The organism is Sphaerimonospora sp. CA-214678, assembly GCF_050942215.1.
GTDB lineage: Bacteria > Actinomycetota > Actinomycetes > Streptosporangiales > Streptosporangiaceae > Sphaerimonospora.
Window position 1 is genome coordinate 5,934,101 of the sequence record NZ_CP192056.1, and the last position, 13,915, is coordinate 5,948,015.

Consider the following 13,915-nt stretch of genomic DNA (forward strand, 5'->3'; position numbering starts at 1 on the left):
CCGGGCCCGCCGGGGCGGACCAGGCTCGTGAGCTGTGTCCCCCGCACTCGTCCCGGTGCCGGCCCCGGTGCCGACCCTCGCCGGTCATCAGACGCTGCTCTTCCTCCTCCAGTTGGGAGTCCTGCTGCTGATCGCCCTCTGCCTCGGACGGCTGGCGCAGCGGTGCGGTCTGCCCTCGATCGTGGGCGAGCTGCTGACCGGGATACTGCTGGGTCCCTCGATGCTGGGATGGGCGGCGCCGGACCTGGTCGGTCGGCTGACCCCGAGCAGCCCGGAGCAGGCCCATCTGCTCGACGCGGTGGCCCTGCTCTCCGTCGTGCTCCTGGTCGGGGTCTCCGGCGCCCATCTGGACGTGGGGCTGGTACGGCGGCGCGCCGCCACCGTGGCCAGGGTGAGCATGGGCGCGCTGCTGCTCCCACTCGCGCTCGGCGTGACGACCGGCGCCCTGGTGCCCGGCGTCCTGGTCGGCGGAGAGACCGACCGGGTCACGTTCGCGGTCTTCCTCGGGGTGGCCATGTCGGTGAGTGCGATCCCGGTCATCGCCAAGACGCTGATGGACATGAAGCTGCTCCACCGCGACATCGGCCAGCTCGCCCTCGCCTCCGCCACCATCAACGACGTGGTCGCCTGGTTCGTGCTCTCACTGGTCTCCGCGATGGCGGGGGCCGGCCTGAGCGCCGGGCACCTGGCCACGTCCTCGCTCTTCCTCGTCGCCTTCCTGGTGCTGGCCGTTCTCCTCGGGCGGCTCCTGATCCCCAGGGTCATGGGCTGGGCCGCCCGAACCGGCGACGCCGGAACCACCTCGGCCACCGCCGTCGTGATCGTGCTGCTGGGCGCCGCCGCCGGCCACGCGCTGCGGCTGGAGGCGGTGTTCGGGGCGTTCGTGGCCGGGGTGCTGATCGGTTCACGGCGGACCGTCGAGCCCGCCCTGCTGGCGCCGCTGCGCACCGTCGTGCTGTCCGTACTGGCGCCGATCTTCCTGGCCAGCGCCGGGCTGCGCGTCGACCTGACCGCACTCGCCGACCCGGCCGTGCTCCTGTCCGGCCTGGTGATCCTGCTTCTCGCCGTGCTGGCCAAGTTCCTCGGCTCGTACATGGGAGCCCGGCTCAGCCGGATGAGCCGGGCCGAGGGCGTCGCCCTGGGCGCGGCGCTCAACTCCCGCGGAGCCGTGGAGGTCGTGATGGCCATGGTGGGGCTGCGGCTCGGGGTGCTCAACCAGGCCACGTACACGATCGTGGTGCTGGTCGCCGTACTGACCTCGATCATGGCCCCGCCGCTGCTGCGATGGGCGATGAACCGGGTCGAGTCGACCGCCGCGGAACGGTTCCGCGAGGAAGAACTGTCCGGCTGGCATGGGGACGGCGCGATCGCCGGCAGGCGAGGCGAATGACGAGATCACCAAACCGGTCGCGGAGACCACCAGAACAGTCAGTCGATCATCACCCCTACCATCGCGGAGGACATGCCATGACCACCACCGATTCTCGGTTCCGGCCAGCACGGCACCAGACGGACGTGCCGCCGGAGCAGCTGATCACGTCGGCCGACGCGGGGTTCCTCATCCATCGCTGCGGTCAACTGCGGCAGGAGTTCCGCACCGAGGGGCTGGCGTTCGCCGCCGAGATGGGGAAGCTGATCAACCCGACACAGATCGGTTACGTGTCGGTCTTCCTCTACGAGGAGCTGCTCGGCACACACAACCAGGTGCACTGGCTGGTCCACCTCAAGCAGCCCAACGACTACCGGCGGCTGCTGGACATGGTGGACCACGACGCCAAGTGGCGTGCCGCCGCCGACATGGACCGGCTTCCCGCCAAGGGCGGCGGCGGCTGGGACCGGCTCTTCGTGGAGGGCAGCATCCGGGAGACCATCATCTGCCCCCAGCACGGCCTCGGCCACGGTGACCACCACCAGACCGAGACCTTCCAGCCTGCGGCCCGGTTCCAGACCACGGTCCCGGCCGACCGGCTGCTGCACTCGGGCAACTCCGCGCTCACCGTGCACCGGGTCCTCCACGCCCGGTACGCGGTGCGAGAGGAGGCGCGGCTGTTCGCCTACGAGTGGGCGAGCCGTGTCAACATCGCGCTCGAGGGAATCGCGACGGCCTTCCTCTACGAGGAGATGTGGGGCCGCCAGGACCGCCTGCACATCCTCATCCACCTGTCGTCTCTCGATGCCTACCGGCAGGTGATGGAGGTGGCCGAGCACGATCCGGGGATACGCGAACTCCAGGCCCGGCAGTGGGTCCCCGGATTCAAGGGCGGCGGAGGCTGGGAGCGCCTGTTCACCGACGGGACCATCGCCGACACAGTGTGGTCCCCCGTGCCCTTCGATCCGTGACCGTCGGGCGGCTCGGACGCCTCATCCGGCCGGGCGGCGGCCCTGGACCGAATAGAACACGCACGAGGTGGCCCGGAAACCGGGGTCGGCCAGCAGGGCCCGTACGTCGGCGAGCTGCCGGTCGGTCATCCCCTCCTCGACGAACCGATCGCGCAGGTGCCGGGTGTGATGGGAGATCAGGTGCACGCCGGGCGAGTCCGCGGTCCACAGCTCCAGCCTGGGCCGCGGGTCGATGTCGACCAGGCCTGCGTCGCGCATCGCCTCGGCGACGGCACGCCCCCAGGCCACGTCGGCGCCGGCCCGCTCCATCAGACGGATCTTGGCCGACAGGAACGTCTCGTACAGCCGCCGCGCGGCGGGGTCGGGCATCAGCAGCCCGGGGCCGTACGTGATGTCGAACTCGTCGAGCTGCAGCACGCCGCCGGGTTTGAGCGCGCGCACCAGGCGATTCAGCACGGCGATGCGTTCCGGTAGGTGCAGCAGGACGAGCCGGGCGTGCACCAGGTCGAACGCGGCCTCGGGCAGCGGGTCGCGCACGATGTCGTGACGCAGGATCCGCAGGCCGGGGACGCCGGGGATGCGCTCGGGTTTGATGTCGGTGGCCACGACGGCGCCGGTAGGGCCCACCCGCTCGGCCAGCCATGTCGCCACGCTGCCGCCGCCCGCGCCCACCTCCAGGCACCGCCACCCCGGGCCGACCCCGGCCTGGTCGAGGCGGGCCGTGGTCACCGGGTCGTAGGCGCGTGCCAGGGCCGTGTGCTGGTCCCGGGCATGCTCGCTGTGGTTGTCGAAGACGTACCGCGACGCGTCCGCCCCGTCGGCGGTGGTCGGCTGCTGCGCGGTCGGCTGCATGGGCGGCTCCTCTGTCGGCACGACGGGATGGTCCGCCGCGGGGGCGGTGGCCTGAAGCGGAACGGATCGGACCGGTACGGCGGACTCGGCCGCCATGCGGGCCAGGGTGTCAGCGCAGACCTTGCCGGTCGGGCCCAGCGGCAGCTCGGGCAGCGCCAGGTACCGCTCCGGCAGCTCACGCGGCTCCAGCCCGCGTTCGTCACGCAGGTAGGCGGTCAGTGCCGCCGGGGTCGGCGGTGGCATGCCGTTCCTCGTGGCGACGCACGCGCACATGCGCTCGCCCAGGTCAGGATCCGGCACGGGCACGCAGTACACGTCCGCGAGGTCGGGGTGGGCGCCGAGCTCGCGCTCCACCCGGACAGGGGAGATCTTCATCCCGCCCCTGATCACCACGCGGCGGCTGCGGCCGACGACCCACAGGGCGCCGTCGGCGTCCAGCCGGCCCAGGTCACCGGTGCGCACCCACCCGCCCACCGCCCGGTTGCGGTCGTCCAGCTCGGGGGCGGCCACGTGGCAGAGCGGGGTCATCGGCCCCAGCGCCCAGATCTCCCCGGTCTCCCCGGCAGGCACGGGCCGGCCCGCGTGGTCCCGTACGGTCAGCTCGCACACGGCGGGGTCGGGCCGTCCGGCCAGCCCCGGATGCCAGCGGTCCGGGTCGCGTCCGGTGTGGCAGTTGACGCCGTCGGTCGATCCGTACACGTTGATGACGGGCCGGCCGAACCGCCGTACGCACACGTCCCGCTCGTCCTGACGCAGCGGCGCCCCGCTGGCGATCACGGCCAGCAGGGACGACAGGTCCACGTCCGCTAGGCCGTCGAGGTCGGCCATCCGGCGCAGCATCGTGGGCACGCCGAACACGTGGGTGGGGCGGTGCCGGTCGATGGCGCGCAGCGCGGCCGCCGGGTCGAAGCGGGGCAGCAGCACGAGGGTGCCGCCATGCCGGGCCAGGGTCACCGAGGTGCCGCACGACCCGAACGACGACGCCAGCGAGACGAGCAGCAGGATCCGCATCGGATCGGCGCCCAGCCGCAGTGCCTCCAGATAGTTGCCCCGCCCGCCGCCCATCGCGTTGTGGGAGTAGGCGACCATCGTGGGCTCCCCCTCCGAACCCGAGGAGACGAGGATCCTCGCCGGTCCCTCCGGATCAGGGCGGGCGGGCCGCCAGATCTCGCCGTCACCCGGACGGTCCAGGTCCCGCGCCCCGGACGCCGACGGGCCGAACGTCCATAGCTCACGGAGGTACGGCAGGCCGCGCCGCCACGCACCGGCCGCCGCGGCCGTTTCCGTGGTGGTGATCAGGGCGGCGGCACGGGACCGGCCGAGCAGGGCGACGACATCGCGGGGCGCCCGCGTGTCGGGGACGGGCAGCGCCACGGCGCCGATCGCCGCTACCGCGAGCTCGGCCACCACCGCGTCGCGCCCGTTGGGGAGCAGTACGCCGATGATGTCGGCCGTGCCGAGACCCGCGGCGGACAGCGCGGCGGCGGCGCGGCGCACCCGGACGTCAAGCGCCGCGTACCCGAGCGCACCCGACTCGTCGACGACCGCTTCGCGGCCGGGTGCCGTACGGACGTGCTCGCTGAAAAGGGTGTAAAGATCCCGGCCCGGGCACAGACCACTGGCCGTCCACTGTTCGCGCAACCGCCGCGGCACGAGATCGGCCAGGACGACGCCGTTGGCCGAGATCCACACCGACCCGCCGGCTGATCTCATCTGGCGGCCTCCATCGGAAGAGAGTCCGGGGCCGGGACGAACGTCCACGGCGGCCCGCTGTAGACGGCGGCACCGGTGATGTCGAGCGCGGCGTGGTAGGCCGGGTCCGCGGCCGGCACGGCCAGATCGGTCACCACCGGGGCGCGGCCGGACACGCCGCCGGCCGCCGGACAGGTCGGGTACGCGGTGTCGACGATGAGGCGGGCCGCGTCGGCGAGGGCCGTCTCAACGCGTACGCCCACACCGGTCCTGGCCCGCGCCAGCAGCGCGGCGACGACGCCTTCGGCGCAGATGAGCCCGCCCAGCACGTCGGTGAGGGTCAGCAGGGACGGCGCCGGCCGCTCGCCGGGGGCGACGGCCAGGGCCGCGACCCCGCAGTACGCCTGCACCAGATAGTCGGTGCCCAACGGCTGCGGCGGCGGCAGCAGGTCGGCCCAGCCTCCCGCGTGCGCGTAGACCAGGGCCGGCCGGACCACGGCGAGGTCGTCGTGGTCGAGCCGGAGGCGGGCCGCGCGGCCCGGCGGCCAGTTGTGCAGAAACACGTCGGCCGCCGCGGCGAGCCGCAGGGCGGCCCGGCGGCCCTGCGCGGATTTCAGGTCGGCCTCGACCGCCCGCTTCCCCCGGTTCAGCGCCTGGAACCGGGCCGAACACGGCCCCGCCATGGGCGGGACTCCCCGCATCGGGTCGCCGCCGGGCGGTTCGAGCCGGACGACCTCGGCGCCGAGCTGTCCGAGCAGGTGCCCGGCGAGCGGACCCTGCACCCTGCTGGTCGCCTCCAGGACCCGCAGTCCGGCCAGCGGAGCCCGGTTTACTCCCGGACCGGCCCGGTGCCCTGCCGAGGAGACCTGGTTTACCGCCGGACCGGCCCGGTGTCCTGCCGGGGAGACCCGGCACGGGCCGAGCGGCGGCAGCGGTGGAGCCGGATGGTCGGCGGCCCGCCCGCTCAGTCGCCACGGCGACTCCCCGGCGGGTGGCGAGGAAGCACCGGCGCCTCGTACGGGGACCACGCTGACCCCGCTGCGCCCGGCCGCGCGCCGGATCGTCCGATAGTCCAGCGCGGCCGTCACCGCCGCGAGCTCCGCCGGCAACGGGCAGATGGCCGTGCCGAAACGCCGCTGGAACGGCGGCCAGCCCGCCGCGGCGGCGACCGGTGCCGCGCCCAGCTCGGCCCAGAACCGCCGCCAGTCCTCGGCGTCGAACGTGTCGATCTCGAAGCGCACCCCGTCCGCCGAGTCGAAGGGCGGGGTGCGGGTCGCCGCCGGTCCGCTCGATGGGCACCCGGCCGCGGGCGGGTCGGAGTCGGGCTCCGCCGTGGCCACCGCGATGTGCTGGGTGAGGGCCAGCAGCGCCGCCTGGGCGGCCGACGTGCGGGCCACCAGTGGCGGGCCGTCACGCAGGAGCGCCAGCACACCGGCGGTGACCGCCTGCACCGCGAGCACTCCGGCGCAGACCGAGAGGTAGTCCACGGGGAGCGGACGTGGGCCGCCGGTGGCCCTCCCGTGCACCTCCATGATCCCGCAGGCGGCCTGGACGTCGCTCTCCCCTGACATGGGCACGGCCACGGGCCCGGACCAGCCGATCCGGCATTCGGGCAGGGCGCCGGTCGCGGCGCTGAACGGGACACGGGTGACGCACAGCCGGCCTGCCGGGGCATCGTCCGGTGGTGGCTCTTCGCCCGGTTCTACGCCGCACCCCAGAGCGCGCAGCCGCCGTACGGCGACGCGCAGCGCCACCGAGTCGCCGAGGGCGCGCACGACCGTTCCCTCCAGCGGCCGTACGGCCGCCGGCCCCGACCCGGCGGCCGCCTCCCCCGGGATGCCGGTCGCGTGGCCGCGTGTGGCCGGTGTCGCTACGTCCATCGGCCCGTCCCGTGGATCTCACGCGTCTCGCCGATCCGGTCGCGCAGCTCCATCCGGCGCACCTTGCCGCTGCCGGTGCGCGGCACCTGATCCCAGGTCAGCACGACGGGCTCCGCGAGCGGCGGCAGGTCGGCGGTGGCGCGCCGCCAGGAGCCGCGATCGAGGGCGCCGTTCCCGGTGACCACGACCGGCAGCGGAAGGTGGCCGGGGAGACCCAGGACGACGCACTCCAGCACCTCGGGGACGCGGTCCTCGATGCGGTCCTCCAGTTCGAGGCAGCTGGTTCCGGGGATGGCGTCCACCTCCCGGTCCATCAGACGCAGGCCCCCCGTGGGGGTGAGCACGCCGACATCGCCGGTGTTCCACCACCTCCCCCGCAGCTTGCTCAGCCAGCGGCTCCGCTCGCCGATATATCCGAGGCAGAGGGCCTCGGTCCGGCAGTACACCAGGCCGGCCACGCCGCGGGGCGCCGGCCGCAGCGTCTGGGGATCCACGACGCGCAGCCGGGTGCGCGTGGGGACCGGACGGCCGAGGTGGCGCATGTCGAGGCGGCCTCCCAGCGCGCCGGTCATGGCACGCCGGGTGAGAAACCGGAAGGTCAGCGGCCCGGTCTCGCTCTGGCCCCAGCCCTGCAGCCAGACCGGGCGGCGGTGCCGGGTGGCGCCGAGGAATGCGCGTACGGTGTGCGGGTGCACGGCGTCGAACGTGCTGATGTAGAGCCGGATCCGCTCGAAAGCGGCGGATCTCCCCTCGGCTCTCCCCTCAGCCCTCTCCCCGGCCTTCCCCTCGGGTTTCCCCTCGGCGCGATGCCGCCAGCGCACGTAGGTCGCCGGCGGTGCCTCCAGGGTGGTGGGCCGGTGCCGGTCGAGGAACGGGCCGGCCTCGTCCCAGTCGGCGGCCGAGACCACGAGGAGTCTGGCGGGGTCCTGCCACAGCACGCTCGCGGTCCAGGCCAGCGCCCGGCCGTGCGCGAAGGAGAGGGCTCCGGCCACGACGTCGCCGGGACGGCTGCCGAGCACCGGCCAGCGGTGCGCCTCGAACCCGGCCAACCTGCGCATGATCGTGTGGGTGGAGTGCACGACGAGCTTGGGCACGCCGGTCGTCCCGGAGGTGTGCATGATGGCGAGCGGCTCGTCGGGCAGCGGACGGTACGGCGGTGGCGCTGCGTGCCCACGTACGTCGTCGACGGTCAGGGCGCCTTCTGCCGCGCCGTCCACGACGAGGGTACGGACGGCCAGGCAGGCCATGTCGCAGCCCCTCTCCCGGCCGGCCGTCAGCAGCTCGCGATCGGCGACCAGGAGGGCCGGTTCCAGCCGTTTCAGCAGCGTCTCCAGCTCATCGAGGGGCAGGTCGGCGGAGAGCGAAGCGGGCACGGCGCCGATGCGTGCCGCCGCGCACGACAGCAGCACGTAGTCCCAGTGATTGCGCTTGGCGACGGCGACCCGGTCGCCGCGCCGCACGCCGGCGGCGGCGAGCCATCCGGCGGCCTCGCTGACGAGCCTGGCCAGACCGGGGAGGTCCAGCGCCGTCCCGAGCTCAGGCGCGATGTCGAGCGGTCTGCTGAGGTGCACGGTCGTGGCATGGCCTCGGGCGGCCAGGTCGTCGAACAGCGTGCCCAGTTCTATCGGCTTGGTGAACAGCGCCATCTGCTGCCTTTCCGATTCGGCTGACGGGGCGGCGGCCAAGGGGCCACGCTCACCCGGCCCGTGCCAGGTGAGCGAGCATCCGTACGGCGGCCCGCGCCGCGGAGGTGATCGCGCCCTCGCTGCACGGGCGCAGCGTCGTCCAGTCGCCCGCGTACTCGACCGCCGAGTCGGGGCGGGCCTCGAACGCGGCGCGCAGCCCGAGGGCCTGCGGCGTCGCCTCGGGCAGGCCGTACCGGAACCGGTGCACGTAGGCGGAGGTGACATGCGCGGCCACGCCGGGCATGAAGCGCTCGGCTCCGGCGGTGAGGCGCCCGATCACCGCCCGGTCGGGAGCGTCGATCAGTTCGGCGGTGCCCCGCGGCGAGGCGACGAGCGACACCAGGCCGCGGCCGGCGGGCGCCCGGCCCGGGTGCTTGTGATGGTCCACCGTGATCACGTTGATCAGGGGATCCTCGACGGCCGGGACGAGGGTGGCGAACCCCCGCCGCACACCGGTGGGGGCCATGGGCCGGTCCAGGGCCAGCGTGAGGCGGAGCATGGGGGCGTAGCGGCACGCGGACAGATAGGCGCGCTCACGGGCGGGCGCGTCCGGGCGCAGCCCCGCTGCTATCGGAGCCGGTACGGCCAGCACCGCGGCGCGCGCGGTGACGACGCCGCGCGGCGACTCCAGCCGGACCCCGCGGTGGTCCGCGGTCACCCGGGTCACCGGGTGTCCGGTGACCACGTCCAGCCGGGCGGCCAGAGCGCGGGTGAGTGAGTCCATGCCGTCGCGGTAGGTGCGCCAGCCGGTCGCGCTCCCCGAAGCCTTCAGGTGCGCGGCGAACGGCGCGGCAGCCGCGCGCTCGACGTCCCACCCGAAGAATCCGGCCGCCAGCGGCTCGACGAGGTAGTCACGCAGGTCGGGGTGGTAGCGCCGGACGAGGTCGGCGATGGTGGCCGAGCCCAGCGGCGCGGACTCCGGGTGCTCGGGGTCGAGGCCGCGCAGCCGGGTCAGCCGGGTCTGGAGGCGGAGCAGGTCCAGGCGTGCGCCCGGCGGCAGGCCCGCGCCGGTGAGCAGCCCCAGCGGGCGGCCGGCGTGCGGCCTCGCCCTTCCGTCCCGCCAGACGGCGAGCGCGTCGGGCACCCTGGGCACCGCCCCGGGGTCGGCGTCCAATCCGAGTGCGGCGATGAGCCGCCAGGTGGCCGGGTAGCCCTCCGCCGGGGGCAGCATCTCGGCCCCGGTGTCGATCAGGCAGTCGTCGGCGCGCAACGTGCGCATCCGCCCGCCGACGGCGTCGGCGGCTTCGAGGACCCGTACGCTGCGGCCCGCCTCGGCCAGCAGGTAGGCGACGGTCAGGCCGGCGGGCCCCGCGCCGACCACCACGACCTCCGGCGTAGAGGTCATGCGACGGCGCCATGGAGTGCGAAGGCGGCCAGATTCGCGCCGATCAGCAGGACCACCGTGACCCGGTGTGCTCTGATGGCGATCCTGCGGGCACGGAGGATGTCGCCGCCTACGGATCCGATCGACAGATGGGCCGCGCGCATTATGAGCACGGGCGCAAGGGCGATGGGGAACCACCAGTGCGCGGCCCCCATAAGGGGGGCGGCCACGATGAGCAGGCCGGCCACGACGGTCGCCGCGACGATGAACACCGCGTTGCCCCGGGCGGACACCAGGGCGGCGACGGTGATCCGCCCGGCCGCGCGGTCGCCGGCGGCGTCGTTGGTGTTGGAGTAGAGCCCGAACAGCATCGGCCCGAACCCGAACAGCACGGCCTGGACCAGGATCGGGGCGCTCACCTCGCCGGTGAGCAGGCCGTACGGCACCAGCACCCAGCCGACTCCCAGGCCGATCAGGAAGATCTCCTGGAAACCCCGGTAGCTGATCTTCAGCCCCCAGGAGTACTGCACCGACGCCACGAAGCACACCGCGGCCAGGACGATCGCCCATCCCGGGCGGTACGGCGCCGCGGCCACCGCCAGCGTCCACAGCACGGCGCCGAGTCCGGTCGCCGCCCAGGCGAAGCGCAGTGCCTGCGGCTCGGTGAGGGTGCCGGCCACCAGCGGTTTGCGTGCCAGACGCCGCCTCGCCGCGTCGGCGCCGTAGTTGGCCGCGTCGCTGCCGTCGCGGTGACCGGTGATGTCGTCGAAGCCGACCATCGCGGCGACCACGGCGACCTCGGCGAGCAGGATCAGCACCAGCAGGCCGATGCGGCCGGGCTGCCATCGGTCACCGGGGGCCAGCAGGGCCCAGACCAGCGGCAGGCCGATGTAGTAGTCGTAGATGTCGAGCTTGGCCAGCCGTACGTAGGCCGCGAGACCACCGCGCGCGTCGGCGGCCGGCGGCCCCGCCTGGCCCGGCTTCACGGTGTGGGCGGTCTCCGGCGTGCCACCGAGATCGGCTGCCGGGCCGGTGATCCGATCGGTCATCGTCTCCTCTGGAAGGTGTGGGCGAACGCGCGGACGGTGTCGGCGATGTGCTCCACCTGGGCGTCGGTGAGGTGTGGGTACAGCGGCAGGGAGAGGTTGCGCTCCGCGGCCCGGGCGGCGTTCGGCCAGCACGCGTCGCCGGGCGCGTACGGCGCGAACGCGGGCTGGCCGGGCAGAGGCCGCGGGTAGTAGACGTGGGAGTCGACGCCGTGCGCTGACAGATGCGCCCGGAGCTCCGCGCGCCGTTCCGCCAGTACGGAGTAGACGTAGTAGGAGCGGCCGTCGCCGCCGGCCGGGGGCGCGAGCACCCCGTGCGGGGCCAGGGACGCGAATCGGGTGGAGTAGTACGTGGCGATCTCGGCCCGGCGGGCCAGCCGGGCGTCTAGGCCGTCCAGCCGGTGGGTCTGGAAGACGGCCATCACCTCGTCGAACCGGCTGTTGTAGCCGACGGCGTGGTGGACGAAGCGGTGCACGCCGTCCTGGCCGTGGTTGCGCAGCATCCGCACGCGCCGGGCCGTCTCGGCGTCGTCGGTGACCACGACGCCGCCCTCCCCGGGCATCCCGAAGGTCTTGACCTGTACGAAGGAGTACACTCCCGCGTCGCCCCAGCGGCCGGCCGGCCGTCCGCGCAGGGTGCCGCCCTGTGCGACCGCCGAGTCCTCCACCAGCCGCAGGCCGTACCGGTCCGCCAGCTCCCGGAACCGGGGCATGTCGGCCATCATCGAGAACACGTGCGCGGGCATCAGCGCCTTCGTGCGCGGGGTGATGAGCGCCTCGGCGGCGGCGGGGTCTGCGGTCAGCCGCACCGGATCGATGTCGGCGAAGACCGGCCGGGCGCCGATGTTGACGACGGTGGCGGCCAGCGGGGCGCAGCCGAAGGCGGGTACCACCACCTCGTCTCCGGGGCCGACGCCCGAGGCGGCCAGCACCAGCGTGAGGGCGGCCGTGCCGCTGGAGCAGGCGATGACGTCGCCGGCGCCCAGGCTGTCGCGCAGCTTCCGCTCGAACCGGGCGGTGTGCTCACCGAGGATGAACCTCTGGCCGGCGCCGGTGCCGACGGCACGCACCGTCTCCAGCAGAACGTCGCGCTCGCTCTCGAAGGAGTCGGGCGGGAAGAAGGGAATGGTCGTGATGGGGGGTGCGGTCATCGTCGTCTCCCGGCGTAGAAGTGCGTGATCTCGTCGCACACCCGATCGACCTCCCACTCGGTCAGGTCGGGATAGAGCGGGAGCGCGAGTGCCTTCGTGCACACCGCCTCGGCGCGCGGGAAATCGCCGGGGCCGTGCCCGAGGTACGCGAAGCAGGGCTGGAGATGCAGCGGCACCGGATAGTAGATCTCGGTCCCGATGCCCTCGGCCGCCAGATGCGCGGCGAGCGCGTCGCGCTCCTCGACCTCGACGAGGTGGACGTAGCAGACCCGGTTGCCGCCGGGGTGCGGCGGGACCGCGCCGGGCACGGACACCACCCCCGGTACGGCACGCAGCCGTTCGTCGTAGCGCGCCGACAGCTCGGCGCGGCGGGCGATGTCGGCGTCGAGGCGGCCGAGCTTGGCGAGCAGCACAGCGGCCTGTAGATCGTCCATTTTGCTGTTGAGCCCGGACAGCACGGTGGGGTTGGCGATGCCGGGAAAGTGGTTGAGGGTGCGTCCGCCGCGGCCGTGGTGTCGCAGCGCCCGCGCCGTCTCGGCGACGGCGTCGTCGTCGGTGAGCAGCGCCCCTGCGTCGCCGATCGCGCCGAGGGTCTTGGCCGGGAAGAACGACAGCACCCCGCCGGTGCCGAGCAGCCCGGCGTGCGTGCCGTCCAGGCGCATGCCGATGGCCTCGGCGCTGTCCTCGAGAACGGTCAGGCCGTACCGCCGAGCCACCTCGTGCACCCCCCGCAGGTCGGCGAGCCGGTCGAACAGGTGGACCGGCAGGACCATCCGGGTGCGTGGGGTCACCGCGGCCGCGACGGATCGGGGGTCCATGCCGTACCCCCGCTCCTCGATGTCGGCGAAGACGGGCACGCCTCCGGCGAGCACCACGGCCGAGGCCGTGGCTATGAAGGTGTAGGCGGGGACGACGACCTGGTCGCCGGGGCGCAGACCGGCGGCGCGCAGCAGCAGCACCAGCGCGTCGGTGCCCGAGTTGACGCCGACGACGTGCCTGGCGCCGGTCCACCGGGCGAGCGCCTCCTCGAACTCGGCGACCTTGGCACCGTGCGAGAACTTGCCGTTGTCCAGCACGTCGACGCAGTGTGCGCGGATCTCCGGCCACAGCTCCGCGAACGACGCGGACTGGGAGAAGAAGGGGATGGGCGCGGCCTCGGCCCGCTCTGATGTCGGAGGGGGAGGGCTGGTTGTCTCCACGACTCTCTTCCTGTGAAGTCTGTCCGCCGTTCACCCGGCCGGCGGAGGCGGGTCCCCGAGCTCAGACGGGACTCCGGCGGTGCCGAGCCTCAGGGGGATCGGCTCGGGGTCGCCCCCGCCCGGCTCGTGGGCCCGCCCTTCCGGTCTCACCATGGGAGCCGACCGCCGCGTCTCGCGACAGCCCGCGGCGGTCGCCCTGGAATCAACGGCCGAGCAGAGGGACGTCGTGCTTGCCGAGGTGGTAGTCGCGAACCGCGTCGACGAGCTCGGTCACGGAGAGCTTGCCGTCGCCGTTGGCGTCCAGCTCCTGGAACGCCCTGTCGGTCACGCTCCGCTCCAGGCCGATGGCGTCGAACCACTTGGCGATCTCCGCCTGGCTGACCTGGCCGTCGCCGTCGATGTCCAGGACGTTGACGATGGCCTGAATCGTCGGGCGTACCACGGAGGCGAACCCGGCGTCGCCCTTGCTGATGATCTCCTGGTCGGCGACCTGGAGGAACTTGTCCTTGCTGATCCGGGAGGTGCCCGCCGCGGCGGCGAGCCGGTCGAACATGTCCAGGTACGCCTGCTTGAGCTCGGCGCCCCGCGCTGTGCCCTGGACCCCGAGGCGGTTGATGATCCCCTCTGCTTCCGACTCGAAGTCGGAGCGCTCGATCACGCCGTTTCCGTCCAGGTCCCAGAGGCGGAATCGCTCTTCCAGGCGGATGGACTCTCTGACATCTGCGGCCATTTCAGACCTTTCTCGC

Annotated in this window: 10 protein-coding genes; 2 read left to right on the forward strand and 8 right to left on the reverse strand. The window is 73.6% G+C overall.

Going from position 1 to position 13,915, the window contains the following annotated elements:
• Positions 1-34 precede the first annotated feature (34 nt).
• Together ACQP1K_RS26435 and ACQP1K_RS26440 are read left to right on the forward strand one after the other, a co-directional pair.
• Complete coding sequence (locus ACQP1K_RS26435; RefSeq protein WP_433498386.1) at positions 35-1,390, forward strand: cation:proton antiporter; 1,356 nt, start codon at positions 35-37, stop codon at positions 1,388-1,390.
• Positions 1,391-1,467: 77 nt separating this feature from the next.
• Positions 1,468-2,340, forward strand: coding sequence for a DUF6039 family protein (locus tag ACQP1K_RS26440; protein ID WP_433498387.1), 873 nt, complete (start codon positions 1,468-1,470; stop codon positions 2,338-2,340).
• A 21-nt stretch (positions 2,341-2,361) separates the two neighbouring features.
• On the opposite strand, the gene ACQP1K_RS26445 is transcribed toward ACQP1K_RS26440, so the two are convergent.
• The 8 genes from ACQP1K_RS26445 to ACQP1K_RS26480 all read right to left on the reverse strand — a co-directional run bounded on the left by ACQP1K_RS26445 (position 2,362) and on the right by ACQP1K_RS26480 (position 13,899).
• A complete protein-coding gene (locus tag ACQP1K_RS26445) occupies positions 2,362-4,905 on the reverse strand; it encodes an AMP-binding protein (RefSeq protein ID WP_433498388.1) in 2,544 nt (847 codons plus the stop codon).
• Positions 4,902-6,764: a CoA transferase gene (locus tag ACQP1K_RS26450; RefSeq protein ID WP_433498389.1), complete on the reverse strand. Its 1,863-nt coding sequence runs from the start codon at positions 6,762-6,764 to the stop codon at positions 4,902-4,904. The genes ACQP1K_RS26445 and ACQP1K_RS26450 overlap by 4 nt, the downstream gene beginning before the upstream one ends.
• Positions 6,755-8,410 (reverse strand): AMP-binding protein, encoded by a 1,656-nt coding sequence (locus ACQP1K_RS26455; protein WP_433498390.1) that lies wholly within the window; start codon positions 8,408-8,410, stop codon positions 6,755-6,757. Before ACQP1K_RS26455 ends, ACQP1K_RS26450 begins: the two co-directional genes overlap by 10 nt.
• Positions 8,411-8,459: 49 nt before the next feature.
• Positions 8,460-9,794, reverse strand: a complete 1,335-nt coding sequence (locus ACQP1K_RS26460) for a protoporphyrinogen/coproporphyrinogen oxidase (protein WP_433498391.1) — start codon at positions 9,792-9,794, stop codon at positions 8,460-8,462.
• On the reverse strand, positions 9,791-10,822 hold the full coding sequence (locus tag ACQP1K_RS26465; RefSeq protein ID WP_433498392.1) for a UbiA family prenyltransferase: 1,032 nt from the start codon (positions 10,820-10,822) through the stop codon (positions 9,791-9,793). Before ACQP1K_RS26465 ends, ACQP1K_RS26460 begins: the two co-directional genes overlap by 4 nt.
• Complete coding sequence (locus ACQP1K_RS26470; RefSeq protein ID WP_433498393.1) at positions 10,819-11,970, reverse strand: DegT/DnrJ/EryC1/StrS family aminotransferase; 1,152 nt, start codon at positions 11,968-11,970, stop codon at positions 10,819-10,821. The genes ACQP1K_RS26465 and ACQP1K_RS26470 overlap by 4 nt, the downstream gene beginning before the upstream one ends.
• Entirely contained in the window at positions 11,967-13,169 is a 1,203-nt protein-coding gene (locus ACQP1K_RS26475) for a DegT/DnrJ/EryC1/StrS family aminotransferase (protein WP_433498394.1), read from the reverse strand. The genes ACQP1K_RS26470 and ACQP1K_RS26475 overlap by 4 nt, the downstream gene beginning before the upstream one ends.
• Positions 13,170-13,371: 202 nt before the next feature.
• Positions 13,372-13,899 (reverse strand): EF-hand domain-containing protein, encoded by a 528-nt coding sequence (locus tag ACQP1K_RS26480; RefSeq protein ID WP_433498395.1) that lies wholly within the window; start codon positions 13,897-13,899, stop codon positions 13,372-13,374.
• Positions 13,900-13,915 lie beyond the last annotated feature (16 nt).